This is a genomic window from Nocardia sp. N2S4-5, from assembly GCF_044628355.1.
GTDB classification, from domain to species: domain Bacteria; phylum Actinomycetota; class Actinomycetes; order Mycobacteriales; family Mycobacteriaceae; genus Nocardia; species Nocardia wallacei_B.
Genome location: NZ_JBIUPM010000001.1, coordinates 7184575 through 7204712 on the forward strand (window position 1 = coordinate 7184575; position 20138 = coordinate 7204712).

Annotated in this window: 16 protein-coding genes; 15 read left to right on the forward strand and 1 reads right to left on the reverse strand. The window is 69.1% G+C overall.

Translation table 11 applies throughout. The features are described 5' to 3' along the window. The first annotated feature begins 15 nt into the window (after positions 1 to 15). From ACFMRZ_RS33345 to ACFMRZ_RS33370, 6 genes are read left to right on the forward strand one after another with little or no spacing between them, the layout of a single operon-like run. Positions 16 to 279: a hypothetical protein gene (locus tag ACFMRZ_RS33345; protein ID WP_187684214.1), complete on the forward strand. Its 264-nt coding sequence runs from the start codon at positions 16 to 18 to the stop codon at positions 277 to 279. Beyond that, complete coding sequence (locus ACFMRZ_RS33350) at positions 276 to 809, forward strand: hypothetical protein (RefSeq protein WP_400182183.1); 534 nt, start codon at positions 276 to 278, stop codon at positions 807 to 809. The genes ACFMRZ_RS33345 and ACFMRZ_RS33350 overlap by 4 nt, the downstream gene beginning before the upstream one ends. Next, complete coding sequence (locus ACFMRZ_RS33355) at positions 809 to 3328, forward strand: ATP-binding protein (protein ID WP_400182184.1); 2520 nt, start codon at positions 809 to 811, stop codon at positions 3326 to 3328. Before ACFMRZ_RS33350 ends, ACFMRZ_RS33355 begins: the two co-directional genes overlap by 1 nt. Beyond that, positions 3325 to 5913, forward strand: coding sequence for a hypothetical protein (locus ACFMRZ_RS33360; RefSeq protein WP_400182185.1), 2589 nt, complete (start codon positions 3325 to 3327; stop codon positions 5911 to 5913). The genes ACFMRZ_RS33355 and ACFMRZ_RS33360 overlap by 4 nt, the downstream gene beginning before the upstream one ends. Before the next feature lie 6 nt (positions 5914 to 5919). Continuing rightward, positions 5920 to 6837, forward strand: coding sequence for a hypothetical protein (locus ACFMRZ_RS33365; RefSeq protein ID WP_280367950.1), 918 nt, complete (start codon positions 5920 to 5922; stop codon positions 6835 to 6837). Between the two features lie 59 nt (positions 6838 to 6896). After that, on the forward strand, positions 6897 to 8072 hold the full coding sequence (locus tag ACFMRZ_RS33370; RefSeq protein WP_400182186.1) for a transglycosylase SLT domain-containing protein: 1176 nt from the start codon (positions 6897 to 6899) through the stop codon (positions 8070 to 8072). Between the two features lie 13 nt (positions 8073 to 8085). Here the strand turns inward: ACFMRZ_RS33370 and ACFMRZ_RS33375 are convergent, their stop codons facing one another. Continuing rightward, positions 8086 to 9555: a C40 family peptidase gene (locus ACFMRZ_RS33375; RefSeq protein WP_400182187.1), complete on the reverse strand. Its 1470-nt coding sequence runs from the start codon at positions 9553 to 9555 to the stop codon at positions 8086 to 8088. Between the two features lie 247 nt (positions 9556 to 9802). Here ACFMRZ_RS33375 and ACFMRZ_RS33380 point away from each other — a divergent pair, with 247 nt between their 5' ends. The 9 genes from ACFMRZ_RS33380 to ACFMRZ_RS33420 all read left to right on the forward strand — a co-directional run bounded on the left by ACFMRZ_RS33380 (position 9803) and on the right by ACFMRZ_RS33420 (position 20011). Further along, complete coding sequence (locus ACFMRZ_RS33380) at positions 9803 to 10294, forward strand: hypothetical protein (protein WP_400182188.1); 492 nt, start codon at positions 9803 to 9805, stop codon at positions 10292 to 10294. Between the two features lie 45 nt (positions 10295 to 10339). Continuing rightward, positions 10340 to 12145, forward strand: coding sequence for a hypothetical protein (locus ACFMRZ_RS33385; protein ID WP_400182189.1), 1806 nt, complete (start codon positions 10340 to 10342; stop codon positions 12143 to 12145). Positions 12146 to 12188: 43 nt separating this feature from the next. Then, positions 12189 to 13673 carry a PPE domain-containing protein gene (locus ACFMRZ_RS33390; RefSeq protein ID WP_400182191.1) on the forward strand — a complete coding sequence of 495 codons (1485 nt, stop codon included), beginning with the start codon at positions 12189 to 12191 and terminating at the stop codon, positions 13671 to 13673. Continuing rightward, positions 13670 to 14029: a hypothetical protein gene (locus ACFMRZ_RS33395; protein ID WP_280272479.1), complete on the forward strand. Its 360-nt coding sequence runs from the start codon at positions 13670 to 13672 to the stop codon at positions 14027 to 14029. Before ACFMRZ_RS33390 ends, ACFMRZ_RS33395 begins: the two co-directional genes overlap by 4 nt. Continuing rightward, complete coding sequence (locus ACFMRZ_RS33400; RefSeq protein WP_400182192.1) at positions 14026 to 14769, forward strand: hypothetical protein; 744 nt, start codon at positions 14026 to 14028, stop codon at positions 14767 to 14769. The genes ACFMRZ_RS33395 and ACFMRZ_RS33400 overlap by 4 nt, the downstream gene beginning before the upstream one ends. Before the next feature lie 9 nt (positions 14770 to 14778). Then, positions 14779 to 15138, forward strand: coding sequence for a hypothetical protein (locus ACFMRZ_RS33405; protein ID WP_280272477.1), 360 nt, complete (start codon positions 14779 to 14781; stop codon positions 15136 to 15138). A gap of 31 nt (positions 15139 to 15169) precedes the next feature. Beyond that, positions 15170 to 15478: a hypothetical protein gene (locus tag ACFMRZ_RS33410; RefSeq protein WP_400182193.1), complete on the forward strand. Its 309-nt coding sequence runs from the start codon at positions 15170 to 15172 to the stop codon at positions 15476 to 15478. Between the two features lie 7 nt (positions 15479 to 15485). Beyond that, positions 15486 to 18020, forward strand: coding sequence for a hypothetical protein (locus ACFMRZ_RS33415; RefSeq protein ID WP_400182194.1), 2535 nt, complete (start codon positions 15486 to 15488; stop codon positions 18018 to 18020). A 77-nt stretch (positions 18021 to 18097) separates the two neighbouring features. Continuing rightward, positions 18098 to 20011 carry a type VII secretion target gene (locus ACFMRZ_RS33420; protein WP_400182196.1) on the forward strand — a complete coding sequence of 638 codons (1914 nt, stop codon included), beginning with the start codon at positions 18098 to 18100 and terminating at the stop codon, positions 20009 to 20011. The last annotated feature ends 127 nt before the right edge of the window (positions 20012 to 20138 follow it).

Sequence of the window (20138 nt, forward strand, 5' to 3'; positions counted from 1 at the left end):
GGAAAGGGCAGTCACATGGGCACTCAACTCGGCATCATCCTCGAGTACATCCTGGAAACGGTGCGCTGGCTTGGGATGATCATCATCGCCATCGTCGGCATCGGCCTGCTGATCTCAGAGGGCGCGAAGTCGAAACTGTCACCGAGCAAGATCCTGATGGTCGCCGGATCGGCGATCCTGGCCGCCGTGCTGCTGTGGATCCTGCCGACCCTGATCAACTATGCGCGCGTCGACGCCAACAACGTGGTGCCAGATCACCCGATCGGGAGTTACCGTTGACCCAGCTGATCAAGGTATACACCCCGGTCAAACGGGTGCCGACCATGGTCGGCAAGGCACAGAACGGGCAGAAACTGCCGTTCGGGCCGTATACCTTGCCTCAGGTGGTGGGCGGCGTGGTGCTCATGCTGATCACCTCGGTGTTCGCCATGACACTGCCCCTGAATCCCGCGGTCACCTTCATCACCGGCACGATCGTGACCATCGCCGCGGTGTTCGGCCTCGGTTTGGTGCCCTATACGGGCGTGCGGATGAGCTCGCGCATTCTGTGGGTGAGCCGGTTGCTCGTCATCCGCAAGCCCGTCTCGGCGTCCGGCATGCCGGTGTCCGAGGAGTCCGCGCGGCACACCATGTTCATCGAGGAGAGCGTTGTGGTGATTCTTCCCGACCGGGAAAGCCTCGCGGTCGAGGTGGCCGCACCGCCGACGACCGTCTACGAGCCGGCGGCGAGCATTGTCGAAAAATGGAGCGCCGTGTCCAAGCGGGTGTCGAGCCCGAGCGGCGGCGTATCGGTTGAAGGGCAGGGTTGATGGCATTCGAGCGGGAGCTACAGCCCACGGCGGCTATTCGGGGCAATCTCCAATTCACGCATTCCGGTCTCGTCACCGCGACCTATTTCATTACTCCCCTCGGCTACGGTCTCCGCAAGGAGAGCGATAAATACGATGTGAAGGCCGCGCACCACGCGCTGATAAACAATCTGCCCAGTGGCTCGCTGCTGTTGGGAATTCAGGCGCGGCTCAATACGCTCGATGTGCTGAGCAAAATGGTCGAGGGCGTCGATCTCGATGAATGCGAGGATTACGCCCTCGAGGTCGTCTCCTCCTACGAACGGGTGCGTGCGATCTCGCCGCAGACCCGGCTGCACCTGCTCACCATCCCGGTGGGCACCACCGGTTCCGCCATCTCCGGTCTGTCGCGAGTGTGGCGCGGGAGTGCCACGACCGTGGACACGTCGGCGATCTCCCGGGGCGATCTCGAACAGTACGACCAGAAGGCCAAGGAGATCCTGTCGCGGATCGGCGGCGACTTCGAGCCGACGCCGGTGCCCGCGTCGTTGTTCCAGTGGTTGTGGGAGCACTATCTGTCGCGCGGCGCGGGCGGCGATCCGGTCGCGCCGACCCGGGCCGGCATCCTGGACGACGCGACCGCGGCGGTGTTCCGTTCCGCGGCGCTCGACGAGGGCGCCCAGTCCGACAGCAAACGGCGGCTGCGGCCCTCGTTCGTTCCCGTGATCAAGGTGGTCCAGCCCGAATTCGATTACTGGCCTTCGTATCAGGCGATGATCACGCCGCATTCGTTCCCCTACGCGGGCATGACCTTTCCCGGGGGCAGTGAGTTCCTCGCGGTGCTGGAGGGCTTCGACGACGTCACCGTCGACTGGGGCATCCGGGTGTCGACCAAGCCCGCCGAGCAGGTGCTCAAGAACAACGAGTTGAATCTGCGGCGGCTCGGCGAACAGATGGATCAGCGCGACCAGGAGGTCTCCTTCGCGCAGAACACATTGATGTCGAAGGCGCAGACGCTCGGCGAGTACAACCACCACTTCGAGGTCAACGGCGGCGAGTCCGAGGTCTCGTTCACCACCGTGATCGCCGTCGGCAGCCCGTCGCACGACGCGACGATGGACGCGGTGAACAAGATCAAGCGTCGCTACAAGCGTTTTCAAGTCGAGATGACCACACCGCTGGGCGCGCAGGTCGACCTGTGGTCGATGATGATTCCCGGCAGCCCGCCTCGACGGGCGTACGAGGATTTCGCGCATATCGTCCCGTCGGACATGTGGGCCGGATTCGTCCCGTTCACCACGAGCCAGATCGGCGACGACAGCGGGCCGGTGATCGGCGTCAATCTGCTGTCCGGGAATTTCGAACCTATTCATTTCGGGATCATGGAAGCGGCCCTGCACGACCTTTCCGCATCGTTCGCGGTCACCGGCGAACTGGGCTCGGGCAAGTCGTACTTCCTGAAACTGATGGCGGTGCTCGTCCACGATATGGGCGGGCAGTTCCTTGCCATCGACCGCAGTCAGGTCGGGGAGTGGGAGCATTTCGCGTCGTCCATCGATGACGCCGTCGTGATCGATCTGAGCAATCCGTCCGTCTCCCTGGATCCGTTGCGACTGTTCCCGCGTCGCGTTGCGGGGGAGCGTGCGCTGGACTCGATCCTGCCGCTGCTGGATCTCTCGCCGACCAGCGGCGCGGGCGCGGCGATGGGAAACCTGCTGAGCCAGAAGGGCATCGAGGAACACGGCATCCGCAGCATGCTCGATCTGTTCCACGTCGTGCGCCGGATACGGGACGAGGGCCGGTACGGGGAGGAGTACTCCGATCTGGCCGCCCGCCTGGGCACCATCGTGGACCGGATGCCGGTGCTGTTCGATCCCAAGCTGCCCACGCTGCGGCTGGACGCCGCGGCCACCGTGGTCCGCAGCCACAATCTGACGCTGCCGTCCGCGGAGGAACTCACCACCCCGCACCTGTACAACCGGCTGCCGCTGACCAAACGGCTGGGCACCGCGCTGTACGAGCTGGTGGGCGTCGCGGCGCGGGACGCGTTCCTCACCGACAACGGACGGTTCGGTCTGCTCGTCGGGGACGAGGCACACCACTTCACCCAGACTCAGGTCGGTGGCGCGGTGACCTCGGACTTCAGCCGTGACGGACGTAAGCACCTGGCCGCGATCGGGCTGGCGTCGCACGATCCGGCGACCGACTTCCAGGGCGCGGCGCACAACCTGATCCCGAACCGCTTCGTGTTCCGGCAGCGCGACGAAACGCTGGCGCGCAACAGCCTCGAATGGCTGGGCGTGGACCTGACGGAGGCTCCCTTCCTGCTGCAGGTGCTGCGTGAGGAGACGTCGCCGCCGGTCGGGCAGGGGCGGCAGGTTCCCGAGGAACGGCGCGGTGAAATGTTCATGCGGGACGCGCTCAACCGAATCGGCCGGGGGAAGATCCTCGGACCCGCCCGCGAAGACCGCGCCGAGGCGATCGGTAGTACGCCCGAGGTGATGCGGAAAATGGTGCCGGAACGGCAGGCCGTGTCATGAGCGCGATCGGCGGTCTCGATCGCCGGATGGAGGACGAACACAGGCTGCTGGCCTGGCAGTTGGCCCTGTTCGACAGCCGCCGCTGGCGTCCGTCGGAGCTGTGGCGGCGGTTCGTCGGATGGACCGCTGTCAGCCGGCGGCGCTGGTGGACCGTGTGGTCGACGGTGGTCGTGTCGGTGCTGTTCGTATTCCCGATGATCATCGGCGCCGTCGCGACGGCGCAGACCAGTACCATCACCGACACCGAGAGTCATACCGAGCCGGGCAACAGCGGCTTGAGCTGGATGAACATCCGCGATTCCAATGGTGTGCCGCTGTCGCGATACCAGCTGGTGACCGATCACGGCAGCCTGTTCGAGCCGGTGAACACGGGCATATCGATCATCCTCAATCTGGAGTTCGCGGGCTGGAGCGTGCTTGTCACCTCGTCGATCTGGTTGATCGGCTGGGCGCTGAGTTTCCGGTGGCTCGATGTCTTCAGCTCGGCGCTGCACGGTGTGGCGGTCAATCTGACCGGGCAGCTCGCGACCCCGCTGATGCTCATCACGGCGGCGACCGTCGGCGCCTTCTTCGTCGCGTATTTCGTGAGTCGCGGTTTCTATACCAAGGCGACGCTGCAGGTCGTCACCATGCTCGTGGTCGCGATCGTGGGCACCCTGTTCCTTGCCGAGCCGCTCGGCGAGGTGCTGGGCTCCAACGGGTGGCTGGCGCAGGGGCGCAATCTCGGTATCACGGTGGCGGCGGGGCTCAACGGTAAGTCGAATCCCGATCCCACCGCACTGGTGGCGACCATGCAGGCCGATCTCGCCGACAATTTCGCGCGCCGGCCGCTGCAGGTCTGGAATTTCGGTCACATCGTCGATCAACGGCCCAGCTGCGAGGCGATGTGGTCGGCGGGCATCAATTCCGGCAACGACGATCGGGTCAAGAACGGCCTGAAGGCCTGTGGTGACGCGGCGGCGTATGCCGCCGCCGGCGATGCCTCGGTGAGCCAGATCGGTGCGGGGTTGATCCTGCTGCTCTGCGGCGGCGTGCTGTTGTTGTTCGCGGTGTATCTCGCGCTGAAGATCATCAAGGCGGCGCTGGACGCGATCTACCACGGGTTCATGGCGATCGTCGGGTTCGCGGCCGGTGGATTCATCTACGGCCCGACCCAGACCTTTCTGATCCGCAATGTCGCCGACGGATTCATCGCGGCCGGGAAGATGGCCGCCTACACCGTTTTCCTGGGCTTTTATGTGTTGTTCCTGGGCAACCTGTTCCGCCAGGCGCAGGGCCAGGAGATGGCGGTCTTCTTCATCGGCGCCGTGGTGATGATTGTCGCGATCATGCAGTTGAACAAACTGAGTAGCAGCCTGGATCACGGCAACGACTGGGTCGCCAACCGGTTCGCGCTCGCCACGCAGGGTGCGCTGGCCCGAGGTGGCGGCGGTGGCGGCGGTGGTGGTGGCCGAGCCATCGGTATGGGGCAGGTCGGCACCGATCACCACATGCACGGTCTGGCCACCTTCGCCGCGGTGAGCACCGTGGCGAACTCGCCGCTGACCGAATGGCTGCTGGGCGGGCTGCCCGGGTCCTTCCATCCGCAGTCGCGGCTGAAGGCGCAGATGGCCAAGGCGCAGGGTGGCGTCTGGGTGGACGAGGCCCGTATGGGTGGCCTGGACGGCATGTACAACGCGTCCTACCTGAAGTGGCAGCAGATCGGTCAGCAATACGGTTTGGATGCCGAGGTCTACGGCGGACTGGACACCATCCTCGGCACCGCGGCGGGCGTCCAAGGCGTCCTGGACTCCGGTGGCACTGTCGCCGACGTCATGGGCGCACACCGCCGTGCGGGCGGCAAGAACGAGAAGATGGCGCTGTACGGGGCGCGTTCCCGCCAGATCGTCGAAACGATGAGTAAGAACGAAGCCTTCACCGATGCCGACCTCTCGCTCATGGTCGCCTCCGTGCAACGCGCGCAGAACTCCTCGATCGCGTATCTGAACCGTGCTCAATCCGGACAGCCCTACGGCAGGATCGATGCGGAAGAGGTTGCGGCCGACTACGCGACCCTGCGCCAATCCGTCCGGGTATACCGCCGCACCAGGCGAGGCGGTATCGATCTGGACGGCGGAACGAACGCTGGTGCACAGACCTCTTTCGTGGAGCGGTACATGCGGCGCGGGACCGCCCGCGAGGCCAAGAACGACATGATCACCGCGTTGAACGACGTCGCCGGTGGAGGGCCTGCTTCGACAGCGGACAAAATGTTGAGAGCCGGGCACATCACAGGTGCGGAGCACCGCATGCTGACCACTCTCGCCCCGGAGAACGCGGAACGTATGCGGCGCTGGGTCGTCAACGAGCACGCCAAGGATATGGAAGAACTCGTTGCCAAACGCGGGACCGGACTGTTGGCCGACATCACCGATCAGCAACGGATGCGGAACGTAAGGAACGAACTCTACGAGACGATCCAGACGCAGAACAGGTTGTCGGGATCCACCAAGGCTCCGGCCCTGTCGGTGGTTCCGAGTTCGGGCAACCCCGGCCATGCGCGTTGGCGCAGCGGACTTTCCGACGTGCAGAGATTGCTGAGGTGAGCTCCGGTGCTCAATCGCGTGATCATGCTTTCGATGCTGGTGGCATTGATCCCCACGTGGGGGTGGATCGTCGTCCTCGTGGTCGTGCTGATCATTCTCGTCATGTTGCTGGTGGTCCTGGTGACCGGCAGCACCACCGAGGCGTTGTCGTCGGACTTCCATTACCAGTGCGACAGCGCGATCGGGCCCGAGTCCGCGGTCGTCCGGACCGCGGAGCCGGTCCCGGGCGGTGACGAGTCGCGGTATCCGACGCAGACACCGTCGGCGGCGCCGACGACGAATCCCTATGCGAGCCTTACCGTTGCGCCGGACGACAAATCCGTGTCCCCCTGGCAGCGCACCTGCCTGACGGCGATGCGGGCGGCGCCCTATCAACTGCCGCCGTTGCGCGGGTACAACGACGGGTCGGCCCCCGAGTGCGCGCGGCAACTCGCGTTGGGCAGGCTCCAGGGCGGTGGGTCCGCCCAGGGCGCGAACGGCGAATCCGGTGATGCCGCCCTTGCTCGGTCGGTGATCGCGCAGGCGTCGGCCGCCGCCGTAACCGGGCGCTGCGGTGCCGGTGGAACGACCGACCAGGACAACGACCGGTCGGCGGCCGCGGCCGGGGGCGGAACCGCTCAGGGCAGTTTCGGTCCGGGTGGCTGCGCTGCCATCACCGGCGGCGCCGAGGTCGCGACCGTGGTGACCTTGCCTGCCTCCGTAGCCGGGCAGGCCGCCTGCGGCCAGCGCGTGGCGATGGCCGCGATGTCGGCGGGCGATCTGGTGTTCTGGGATTTCCAGGACAACGCGCCTACCCGGGTCGGTGTCGCGGTCGGCGGGACACAGCTGGTCACCGTCGATCCCGGCACGGGGCAACCGGTCGAGCAGTTCGTCCCGGCGACCGCCGACGTGCGCGTGAAGCGCGTGCTGCGCGGTGTGTCGTGAACGGCGCACGGTTACGCCGGCGAAGACGGCGCCACGGCGGATGAACGGCGAGGCGGCAGATGGTTACGGAGCGCGAGGGGCCTGATCCCAGAGGCGGCGACCAGCCGGACGCGCGCGCGAGCGTCGCTGTCGCCGAGCCGCGCCGCGACCGCGACGGGCGGAAGCGGACCCCGCCCACACCGGCTCCCGCCGCGTCCGCCGCGGCCAAGCCCGCCGCGGCGTCGAACACCACAGCCGCCACGACCAATGGTTCGGCGCCCGCCCAAACCCCTTCCGCCGCAGCCGCTTCGGCGGCGGACGGCGCGGGCGCGGCCGCGGCGTCCATGCCGATGGCGGCAGCGGCCATGGGCGCGCTGGTCGCCATCGCGGCCCAGTACGGTTCCGGCGAGCCGGGTCAGGCCGGGCAACCCTACGCACCACCCCTGTTGCCGCCCTCCGATGCGCCTACCGGGCCGGTGGCCTGGGACAACGCCGTGAGCCGGAGCTATACGGCCGGAGACCAGGGCCGCGCGGGAAAGGGCGACGCGATGGGTCACCTCAACGCGGAGCTGTCCCGGCTGCTCGGCGGCGCCGCCGACGACACGACGGCCGGTCGCGCGGCGGTCGCGGCCATCATCGCCGAAACCGATGCCGCGCTCACCGCGCTGGGCCCGGTCGCCAACACCGCGGCGGGGCAGCGCCAGGTGATCGAGACGCTCGGCAACGCGCTGCATCGTGCCGGGTCGGTGCTCGGACAGGGACAGGCCTCGACCGCCGTCACGGCCGAACAGGTGACCGCGCTCGCGAATCGGTATGTCTCCGAATCCAGTCCGACTCGCGCTCCGCAGACGATGCGGCGCGCGGGCGCTGCGGGGGGACCGCCGTCGGGACTTCCGTCGGGCAATACCGGCGTGTGGATCAACCAGGCGTTGCACATCCTGCAGCAGCACGGCTACGACGTCAGGCAGATCGATCCGTCCGCCATCGCGGCGATCATTCAGCACGAGTCCAGCGGTAATCCGCATGCGATCAATCTGTGGGACAGCAATGCCGCCGCCGGCCACCCGTCGAAAGGGCTCATGCAGACCATCGATCCCACGTTCAACGCGTACGCGCTGCCCGGTCACCGCGACATCTGGAATCCGGTCGACAACATCATCGCCGGGGTGCGGTATTCCATCGCGCGCTACGGCTCGGTGAGCGACGTGCCGGGTATCGCGCAGATGCGTGCGGGTGGGTCGTACGTGGGTTATTGACGCCGCGCGAGGGTCACCCGGTCCAGCGGCTGGCGTAATAGCTGCCCGGTAGGGACGTCACCTGGACATTGGCACCGGCGTGCGGCGCCTCGACGCATTTTCCGTTGCCGATGTACATCATCACGTGGCCGGGATTGCCGCCGTTGTACTGTGCCGCGGGGAAGATCAGGTCGCCCGGCTGAATGTCCTGGGGCCGGACCTTCGGCAGCTGGCGGTACTGGTCCGCCGCGACGCGCGGGATATTGACACCGGCCGATCGCGCCGCATATTGCATGAGCCCAGAACAGTCGAAGGAATTGGGCCCCTCGGCGCCCCAGACGTACGGATCGCCGACCTGGGCCAGCGCCTCCTGGATCGCTCGCTGGGCCGCCGGTGACCCACCACCGGAGACGGAGAGGGCCTTGGGCGTGTAGTTCTGGCCTGCCAGGTTGTAGATGTACTGCTTGGTGAGTTCATTGATCTGCGCGGTCGTCGCGGACGAGGATGCCTGTCCGCCCGTGACGATCTTCTCGGCTTTCTGCACGGCCACGGTGAGGATCTGGTGCACGCGCATCTGGCCCTCTTTGGTGTAGGCGGCGGGCCCGAGTTCCGCGAGGGCGACATCGACTTCACGCAGCAGCTTGTTGACGGCCGCCTTGTCGAGCGAGTGATTGCCCGCGAGGCTTTTCATATAGCGGACGAGTTGATTGTCCAGATTGTTGAATGCGGTGGACACGGTGCGCTGGTAGAGACGGCGCAGTTTCACCGCCTTCGCCGTGGATCCGGTTCCGGTCGGCCGGGATCCGGCTTCGTCGGCGAGTTCTTTCGTCTTCGGGCTGAGCGGGTCGCCCTCGCCGTAGACCGATTGCAGTTTCTTGAGCACCGCAATCGCGTGCTGCGCTTCGGGGGAGAGCTGCCCGTTCCCACCGGCGGCCGCGCCGCCCGTCCCCGAGCCGCCGGTTCCGGTCGAGCCGCCCGTTCCCGTCTGCCCGTTCGAGCCGCCGCCGTTGAGTCCGGACAGTGCGGACGCCAGCATCGGCAACATCGTCATGGCCATCGCCCCGGCCGAGAGCGCGGCCGGGGCCAGTTCGGCGAGCGCGTCGAGGTCGGGGCCCGGCTCCTCGGCGGGGGGTGCGGCGGCGGGCGGGGGTTGGGGCAACTGCGTCGTCGCGCCCTGCGGGGCAGCCGGATTCGGTGGCGGCGCGGTCGTGGCCGCGCCGGCCGGCGCGGCGGGCTGTGGCCCGACGGCCGTTGTTCCCGGGCCCGGTGTCGGGGTGGTGCCGGGGGTGGTGGCCTGTGGATTCGGCGCGGGCTGTCCCTGTGCGGCGGGCCGGTTCTGGTCGGGGACGGCCGGTCCGCTGGGAGTCGCGGTGCGCTCCTCGGATCGCGACCGATGCGGTCCGGACCTGCCGGACCACGGCGTGGGCTGCGGGGCGCCGTCGGCTCCGGTCGCCTCGGCGTCGTCGTCGGCGACGTCGGGCGTCACCTCGGCTGGGCTCGTCATCGGTCACCGCCGGGCGCGCGCCATCGGGGCACGTGGTCCACGTTCATTCCTCGCCTCCCCATCTGTCTCGGCGCCGGGAAACTCGGTGGCCGTCAGGGCAATTCGCGCACGTCAGTCTACGTCCTCCGGCTCCATCCTGACGCGCCGTGACGGGATAGCGGTTCCCATTATTGGGAATCCTCGACAATGGGTCCAGCAGGCCCACCGGAGCGGTTACGGCTGTCGGTTTCGTGGAAATGGTGATGTAATGGGTCTTTTCGGTCTCGGCTGGTCGGACGTCGTCAGCGGAGTGGCGACCGGGGTCGGGTTCGCGCTGGGCGGTCCGGCCGGCAGCGCGCTGCTCGGTGGCGCCGCGAGCACCCTGGCGGCCCATTACATCGACGGCAAGAGCTGGGGTGACAGCCTCGAAACGGGACTCATCAGCGGTGGACTCGGAATGTTGGGCGGTGGTCTGGTGGGCGGTGCCACCAGCGGTTTGATGAAAGGCGGCTTCAAAAGCCTCGGCACCAGCCTTACCAAGGATCTCGGACTGGCGTTCGGCAAGGGTTCGGTGGGGCTCGGGTTCCGGCGGGAGCTGGCACTCGTGTCGATGGGGCATATGGGCCGCGGTACCGCCGCCGCCGCGTTATCGGGCGTGGGTGGAAATAAACTCTCGGGATTTATGCACCCCGCGGCGTCCGGTCCAGGGGGAGCGAATGTGGGTCCGCTGCCGACAAAAGAACTGCCGACTCCGGCATAGGGGCGAAATATGCCGCTGGAAATGACCTCGCTCAACATGCCGGACATGTCGAAGTATCGTCCGGAGCATGAGCCGTTTCGTTTCAGCCAAACCACCGCGAATATCTACGAAGGCATGCCGAAATTCTTCAAGCAGACTTTCGACAGTATGGGAAAGGGCACCAAGAAGCCCCCTCCCGACAAATCGCCGGAAATTCCCCCGCAGGCCGTGAATTCGGATGGCTTCGGCCATACCTTGGCCGGTGACGTCATCGCGAACTATGTCACGCTGAGCGGAACTCTTCGCGAGTCACTGCGCAAGCTGGTCGCGCTCGACAAGGATATATCTCCGATCGCCCAGGACTCCGCAGCCGTCTCGACCGCTGCTCAACAGGGCATAAATTCGGTTATCGAGAAGCTCCGCGCGCAGGCACCGGTACCCGCGCCGGGCGGATCCCAGGACGACTTCATCCTGGATTATTTGAATACGGCCGTCCAAGAAACCCAGGCAGCGGTCGAACAGGCGAAGACCGCTCAGGACAAGATCGGCGACCAAGCCAATGGCAAAACCACCGAGATGCAGGCGATCCTGGATCGACTGAACGCGCTGGAGACCAAGCTCGGCGCCGCCAACCCCGGCAATGCCAACCCTTCCTACAACCCGACCGGGCTCAACCCGACCACTCCCACGGGCGCTACCACCGACCCCGGCTTCAAGCCCATCGATCTCGGTGCCGACGATTCGGGTCTCAACCCGTCCGGCAGCAAGGATCCGCTGGGTTCGAACGGCCTCGACGGTTCGAACGGCTTGGACGGCTCCAACGGCCTGGGCAATTCGAACGGCAGCGGCCTGGATCCCAGCGTCGGCGCCGGGATGACGCCGGCCAGCGCCGCGGGCGGAATGGGCGGCATGGACATGATGAGCACGCTGCTGCCGATGCTGATGTCGCAGATGATGCAGCGCGGCATGAACGATCGGGACCTCGAGGACCGTCGCAACGGGCTGGACCCGGACCGCGACATGCGCGGTTACCCGCAGCCGGTGATGGCCCAGCCCGCGGCGCCGCCCGCCGCCGCACAGCCCGCGGCGCAGGCCCCCGCCGCCGCGCCGCCGTCGTCGTCGCAGGCCACGCCGCCGCCCAAGGGCGACGCTCCGCCGCAGGGCCCGCCGCCGAGCCGCGAACCGGGCGCCGACGGCAAGGTGCTCTACACCTTCCCCGACGGTCGGACGCAACGGGTCTGGCCGACGGTGGCCGCCGCGCTGGATGCCGCCTTCGGCAACCACGCCGGCACCGACGCGAAGAAGGCGTACGAGAACACGCCCGCGAAGTGGACCGACGACAAGCAGATCGGCGCGCTGGTCGATCCGTATCAGCTGGAGACCGGCGACGTCGCCACCTGGGACGGCCAGACCGCGCTGGTCGTGGTGTGGAAATCCGGCGAGGGCGGTGGCGGAATGGATTCCGGCACCGGCATGGATCTCGCCGTGGACGGCTCTATCACCCCGACCGGCGGCCCCATCGATTCCGGGCCCGGCTCGCTCGGCTCCGGTGGTCCGGGTGATTCCGGTTCGGGCTCGTCCGGTTCCGGCTCGAGTGGTTCGGGTTCGAGTGGTTCGGGTTCGAGTTCGAGCAGTTCGAGTTCGAGCGGCTCCGGCGGCGAGGGAACACTGGAGGTCATCATCGACGGCGAGCTGCAGCAGTTCTCGCCCCAGATGTCCGGCAAGAAGGGCGAATTCGGACAGTTCTCCGGATTCGCGCATCCGCACGGCGTCGAAGGGGACGGCTCTGCGAACAGCCACGGCGACCAGGCTTCGGCGCTGCCGACAGGCACGGACGCGGTCGACGCACCGGCCGTCGCGGCACCGGCGTGATCGGCCGGCCGCGGCGCGGAGTCGAAGGTGAGAGGAGGCAGTCATGGCGCTGAATGTCGATCCGGCGCAGTTGGCCGCAGCGGCGTCCCAACTCGCCGAGCTCGCTAACGGGACGGGCGGCGAGATTCCGACGTCCTGGGTCCTGCCCGCGGGGTCCGACCCGATCTCGGCAGGCTCGGTTCCGCACCTCAACAACAAGGCCGCGGACGCGTTCAACGGCATGGCCGGGGTGCTGAACGACATCCACCGCCTGGCTCATGAGGTCGGCGCCTCGGCGTCGGATTACACGGGCGCCGACGACGAGGGCGCGCGTGCGGTGAACGGCAGCGGCGGTGAGATCATCGACAATCCCGTCGCGCCCGTCGCGCTGCCGGGCCAGTGGCGACCGCCCACCTTCAATATGCCCGCGGCCGCGGCGGCCGGGGACCCCTTGGTCTACGCGCAGCAGCTGCGTGCCGGGCCGGGGACGGGTCCGGCGAACGGGTTCACCTCCGATGTGCGTAATTTCCTGGCCGGAGCGCACCCGAAGATCGTCTCCGGTGTGGACGCGGCCGCGCAGGCGTTGCAGCACTGGACCCCGGTCGGCAGCGAGGCGGCCGGGCATCTGCATCGCTTCCGGAACCAGTTGGACGACCAACGCGGTCAACTGGAGAAGCTGCTCGACATGGTCGACACCTACACCGGGGCATTCGATACGGCGAAAGCGAAACACCCGACCCCCGAGGAGATCATCGCCACCCGCAAGGAACTGCTGAAAGCCATCCGCACCAAGGACCAGCTCGGTATCCAGAAGGCGTTGGCCAAGTACGAGGAGCAGAACGCGCGCTCGGCGGAGACGATGACCGGCTACTCCAGCACGGTCAACGGAAAGAACGCGACGGGCGAGGGGCAATCCTCCGGTCAGAACTCTTCGTCCTCGGGCGGTGACAACGCGCTGATGCAGATGCTGCCCAGCCTGCTCAGCTCGATGATGAGCGGCGCCGGCAGCCTCGCGGGGGATCAGGGCGGGGACTCCTCGGACGGCCTGAGCGACTACGACTACAGCGACTACGGCCTCGGTGCGGACTACGCGTCGGCCCTCGGCGGCGGGGGTGGCGGCGGCGACTTCACCGGCGGCGGGGTGCCGGGCGTCGGCGACGTCTCCGGCGCGATCAACCAGACGTCCGCACCGGCGATGGGCCCGATGGTCGCCTCGGCGGCCGGGTTCAGCGGCGCGGGCACGGCCTCGGTGACGGAACCCTTGCGCGGCACGGGAAATCCGGTCGGGGGTGCGGCGCGCGGCGCCGGCGCGGGATCGGGAATGATGCCGTACATGCCGATGGCCCCGGGTATGGGCGGCGCCAACGGCGGCGGCAGCAGCGAACGCAACCGGGTGGTCGCCTGGCATCCGGACCGGCTGATGTACGTCGACGACACGCCGCACACCGAGCAGGTGATCGGCGAGAAGCCGACGATCGCGCCGACCGTGACACCACCGACGCCGGGGCCGGCCGGCCAGGACCAGACACGAGCTGGAGGTTCCACATGAGTGAAATCCATCCCGATGTGCAGGCGGCGCTCGACGCCGCGCGCGAGTTGCGCCACCGCATCGCCGACCTGCGCGAGCGCATCGATGGGATTCGCGCGCGCCGCCCGTCGGCGAGCGGCGCGGTCATCCCCGAGGTCGACGCGATGGGGCGGCTGACCGGCCTCTACCTCGCGCCGGGCACGGCCGACCGCTTCACCAGCGAGGAGCTGGTCGCCGAGATCATCGGCGCGATTCGCGACAGCACCGGCGACGCGGCCCGTCAGTACCGGGTGCTCATGGACGCCGAGCCGGCGCCCGAATCCGATCCGATCGATGCGCCCACGCCGGAACCGGCGGCACCGGGACGATCGGCATGACCGAGGTCCAGGTCACCGTCGCCGACACCATCCGGTGGCTGCACGAGGAAGGGCTGAGCCGGTTGGTCGGTGTGGCGGACCGGGTTTCGCATCCGATCTCCGCCTTCACCGTCGACATCGCCACGGGCACGGTCACGGTGTACCCGGCCGCCGGCGGTGGCGTCGGCTCCGACGTGATGACGCTGGCCGCCGACGACCTGCCGCATCCGACGGGCACGTCGCGGCGGCTGGTCATCGTCGGGGTCACCACGGCGGAATCTGTTCTGGTGCTGGACCTTTCGGCCAGCCTCGATCTCGCGATCAACGCCGACCGGCCCGAGACGGTCGCCCGTTCCTGGGTGCTGCAACTGCTGTTGAACCCGGAGATCACGATCGTCACCAACAGCGGCGACGTGGCCCTCGTCGACAGTCCGCGGCTGCGGCAGAGCTTCATTCCGGGCGGCGGCGCGACGATCGTGAGCATCGACGACGAGCGGCCGCCGGTCACGACGATCTCCTTCAACCCCACCACGGAGGAGCCCGACCATATCGACGTCGTGGCGGACGGCAGCGGCGAGATGTATCTCCGCGCCCGCTTCTGGCGACTGCGCCAGGTGCTGACCCTCGACGACGCCCAGTGGCGGGTGCTAGCCGACCAACTCGAGGCGTCCGACCAGAGCGCCGCGCCGTCCGACCGTTCGACCGTGGCCCCGCCGCCCGACCGGGTGACGGTGAGCGCCCCCGACGCCCGTGCGACCTAGGAGCAGCACATGACCGTGAATTTCGACGCGGACGAGTTCGACGAAGAGGTCGTACAAGCGCCACCGCCGGATCGGCAGCACACGATCTACGAGGTCTTCAATCCCGACCACACGGCCGGGGTCGCCTGCAACGGTGACGGTGAGATCGTGGGCCTGCACCTCACCGACGACGCCCGCGAGAACGGCGACGCGTGGCTGTCCAAGGAGATCGTGCGGCTCGCCCGGCTCGCCCATGCCAAGTCTCGCGTCGGCCTGCGGGCCGAGATGGAACGCAACGGCGCCCGGCCCTACACCATCGACGCGTTCGACCTGCCGACCGAAACGTCCTACCGGGCCATGGAGAACGCCGAGTTCGGCCAGTCCGCCTGAGCGTCCGCACCGAGAGAACAGGAGCAGCGACATGCTGGATATGGACGAGCCGGACGAGGTGATAGCCGCCGCCGGAAAGTTCCGCGCGGCCGTCACGTCGGTCACCGATCATGTCGACGCCGTCGCCGACGATCTGACCCTGCCGCACGGCCCGCGCTCCCCGCTGGACTACGGCGGCGTCGGTGTGCATCGGCTGATTCCGGCGATGCTCCGGCAGGCGACGCCCGAGCACGCGGGCTACGCCACCACGACCAACCAGAACGCCACGGAGACCACCACCGTGCTGGCGAATGCCGATATCGACGGCGGCTTGCAGGTGCACCGGGCCGAACCCGTCTGAGTACGGGATGGAGCCGGAGCAGAACAGCCCGTATTGGGGCGCGATCGTCCAGAACAACTGGCCGGCGATCTCGCCGGGCGACTGGCACGCGCTCGAGACGAAGGCCCGCGACGGCGCCGCCGCGATCGACCCGCAGGAAGCCGAGAGCGCCCGGCGCGCGTTCGACGAGCGGGTGCGGGCCAGCCACGGGCTGGATCCGGTGAAACAGGACATGCTCGCCCAACGGGGAACGCCGCAGGCGTTCGTCGACGCGCTGGTCGCCGCGGCCGACACCTATGGGCGCCTCTCCGATCTGGTGTACCGGACCCGGAACAAGATTCTCGACATCGTCGACGAGGCCACCCGCGCGATCGGCAACGGCAGAGCCGAGGACACCGACGGCGACGGCGACAATTCCGAGGAGGAGACCCGGCGGGTAGCCGGGATCATCGACACCGCGCGGCGGGCCGTGGACGAGCGGGTCGCGTTGTCGCTGCAGGAGATCGGGCCCAACGGACTGCCCGAACTGTCTCTGATGGCCGAGGCGCTCGGACTGCCCGGGCCGTGGACACACGGGTCGCCGGGACACTACCCGCCCGGCCACTGGGATCCCGGGCACCCCGGCGCGCCCGGGGGGCCGCACACCGGGCCGACCGGTCCGGGTCCGGGCGGACCGGGTCCCGGCGGTCCGGGCGACACGCTGCCCGGCGGGCCGAATTATCCGTTCCCGCTGCCTGTCCACTGGGGTCCCGACGGACCGATGGGACCGGACGGCCTGCCGCAGCTGCCGGGATTCCCGCAGGGTCCGCACTCGCCCACCGGCGACCCTGCCGGACCCTCGGACGTCCCGCCCGGCGCGCCGCCGGTCACGGCGGGTACCGGCCCGGTCTCGACGGCTCCGAGCGGTTCCGCTCCCGGTTATGCCCCGGCCGGTCCCGTGACCGCGGGCGGCCCCGCGCACGCCGACGGCGGGCACAGCGACGGACCGCAGTCGGCCCTGGACGAACCGGGATCCGCGGCGCACGGCCGGCCCGGTACGCACGACTCGACGGCCGGGGAGCACGCCGACGGACCCGACGCCGGGGCCACCTCGACGCGAAATGCCATGTCCGACAATGCCGGACCGGCCGATGCCGCGAATCCGTCGCTGCCGTTCGGTACGCCGATGGGCGTCGTGCCCGCGCAGGCGACGACGCCTGGCACCACCTCGCAGGCGGGCACGTCCACGTCCCGGCCGGGCCCGGTATCCGCCACACCCGCCGGACCGCCGGATCGTGCGCGGTCGGTGTCGGCGCCGGAGGTGAAGGCGCCGCCGCCGGTCGATTCGAAGACGCCCGCGGGCAGCCCGAAGATAACGGCCGGATCCGGGCCGCCGCCGTCGAGCGCGTCGACCGCGGCCGGCAAACCGACGCCCGTGCGCCCGCAACCGCCCGACAAGACCGGCGTCGAGGATCGTCGCGTGGCGGCGGGGGAGGTTCCCGCGGACGCCTCGGACGGGCACGAGAAGCTCAGGGAGGCAGTCGGTTTCGCCATGATCGCGGCCTCCGGCCCGTCGTTCGTCGTCGGGGAGCGGGTGAACGGCGACCTGGTGCTGGCGCGGTCGCTGCTGAGCAGCCTGCTCGCCGCCGCCGAGACCAGCGCGCTGGGAGTGTCGTGGGCGGTGTCGGTGATGCGCAATTCCGGCGGGGTCAGCGCGTTCGTGACCTCCAACGAGGGCCGGGGCTGGTTGCCCGCCGGGGTCTACCTGCCCCGCGAGCTGTCGACCCCGTGGACGTGGTCGGTGTCGGAGCAGGCGCCGTGGGAGGGCCTGGCCGATCCCGCCCGGATCCTGGTGGAGTTCGCGGCGGCGTGGGGCGTCAAATCCGGTGCGGCCCTGTCCGCGCTGGTCTCGTCCGCGCCGATCGATGCCGACATGCTGCGCCAGCTCGGCGATATCGCGGCCGAGGGTTCGGTCGAGGCCGCGCCGACGATGGACTACACGGTTCCCGCAAGCGGTTTGGAGGACCGGCTCGGCCTGGTGGGCGCGCCGCGACTGCTGGATCAGGTGTCGGGTGTCCGGCCGGAACGGCTCCGGGGCCGCTGTCTCGAACTCGCCGTCGACGCGCACGTGCGGGTGGGCAAGACGAATGCGGGCAATCCCGGGACCCTGGGCGCGCCCGCGCTGCGGGAACGGATTCTGGGTGCGATGCAGCACGGCCGGGAGGTCTCGGCCGAGTGGTGGGAGGAACTGCGTGATATCGACGACCTGATGGCGGCGTCGGTGCTGCCGTTGCGTGCCGACGTGTCGCGAATCGCGGTCGGGCAGTTGCGGAACGAGGAGTCCGATCCGCGCTCGGCCTCCGGGACGGCGGCGGTGCGCGCGCTGGCGTTCGAGCGGCGCTGCAACGAAGCCGTGCTGTTGCTGGCGGCCGATCCGACCCGGCAGACCCTGCGCGACACGGTGTACGCGCACGGGCAGATCGTCGACCATCCACTGTTCGGCCGGATGGCCGCGGCCGCCGCGGACCAGGCGGCGGCACGACAGCGTTCCACCATCAGCACCGGCCCCGATCGGCGGCGATAACGCGGCGACATACTCCTGCCACTGCTGGGAAGGCGCGACAATGAGCACGTCGGTGCTGGGAAAGGATCTGATACGACATGCCGGACAACGTGTACATCGATCCCGACTTGTTGCGTCAGCTGGCCGAAAAGCACGACGGAATCGCCGACGACACGCGGAAATGGGCGGAGCCCCCTTCGGATTGGCTCAACGCATTTCCCGAAACGTACGGGAAAATCGCGCACCCGGTCCATCAGGCGCTGGTGCGGTATTACACGGCGCGCGAACGCGCCGGTAACGCACTCGCCGACGAACACCAGTACACCGCGAATTCGCTGCGCGAGGCCGCGCTCGCCTACGAGCGCGCCGACCAGGACGGCAGCCACGACATCAAGATGGCGGGCGACAACGTCAACCCGCAACCGCTGGCTCCGGCGACACCCGGTGGCCCGAGTACGACCCCGCCCTCCGGTCCTCCGGGAGGGGGACCCACGGGCGCCCCGCCGGGTGGACCGGCGGGCGGGCCTCCCGGCGGTACCGGCCCGAACGGCGCGGGGCCGTCGGGGCCCTCCGGGCCGGAAGGCGGTCCGACGGGGACCGACAACGGCCGGCAGTCGCCCGCGGTGACCGGAGCCGACACCGCCGGACAGGGCAGCGTCCCGGCCGCGGCGTCGTCCGGCGGCCCGGGAGCCACGGGTACCGCACCGGCGAGTTCGGTTGTGCCGCCGGTCGGTTCGATCCCGCCGGGTGGTCCCGGCGGCGGACCGGGTGGCGGGCCGGGGGCCGGTCCGTTCGACGACCGGGCGGGCGCGCAGTCCTCCGGCGCGCGGTCCGACGTCCCGCCGATGCCCGTCGCCACGCCGTTCGCGGCGGCCGTGGCGAAGGCCAAGGACGAGGCGGCCGAGCCCGCCTATGTGGTCGGTGACGCGGTGGACGAGGATCTGGTGCTCGCCAAGACGCTGCTCGGCGGTGTCCTGGCCGCCGCGGACACCTCGGCCGTCGGCCTGCACTGGTCCGTCGCGGTGTTGCGCGGACCGGCCGGCGCGGGCGTGTTCATCACCTCCAACGAGGGTCGCGGGTGGCTGCCCGCCGGGGTGTTCCTGCCCCAGGAGGTGTCCACGCCCTGGTCGTGGGACGAGGTCCTGTCCGATACGGACGAAGTCGGATCGCCCTGGGAGGGTGTCTCGGACCCGGCCCGCATCCTGGTCGAGTTCGGCCTGGCCTGGGGCCCGAAGGCCGGTGCGCGGCTGAGCGCGCTGGTGTCGTCCGGGCCGTTGGACCCGAGCCTGCGCAACCGGTTCGCCGACGTGCCGATGGAGGGTCTCGTCGGTCCGTCCGACGCCCTCGATCTGCGGGTGTTCACCGTGGACACGGCCGATCGCCTCGGTCTCACCGGTTCGGCGGAGGCGCTGCAACACGTCGCCTCGGTCCCGGACAACCGCGTCCGCGCCACCTGTCTCGAGTTGGCATCCGAGGCGCATGCGCAGGTCGGTCGCGCGGGCTCGACGCCCGCGGAGGCCGCGCTGTCGCGCGGGGTGCGGCAGCGCATCATCGGCGCGCTGCAGAACGGTCAGGAGGTCCCGGCCGCCCTGTGGCGGGAACTGCGCGACGCCGACGACCTGCTGGCGGCGGCGATGCTGTCGCGGCGGGTCGACGTGGGCCGCGTGGAGCCGGGGGCGCTGCGGGTGGACGACAATCCCGCGTTGCGCGCGATGGTGTTCGAACGGCGGTGCAACGAACTGGCGTTGCTGCTGGCCGACGAGCCGACCCGCCAGCAACTCCGCGACGCGGTGTACGCGCACGCCCAGATCGTCGAACATCCGCAGTTCGTCGCGCCCCCCGCAGCGGTCTCCACCGCCGTGGACGAGCGCGTTGCCCGCCCGGCCGCTCCGCCGACTTCGGTATCCGCGCCCGGCAGCCAGGTCAGCGCTCCGCCAACGGTTTCCGCCCCCACGACCGCCGTGGCACCGCCCGCTACGCCGCCCCCGGGAGGCACCCAGGGCCAGTCGTGACGCCTGCCCCGTCTTCCCGCGGAAGACGGGGCACGACACGACTTGTCAGCGGCGATCAGGGCGTGCGTCGGGTCTCGTCATCCGGCGCGTCCCAAGGTTCTCGTCATCCGGAATGACGAGGTTGCCT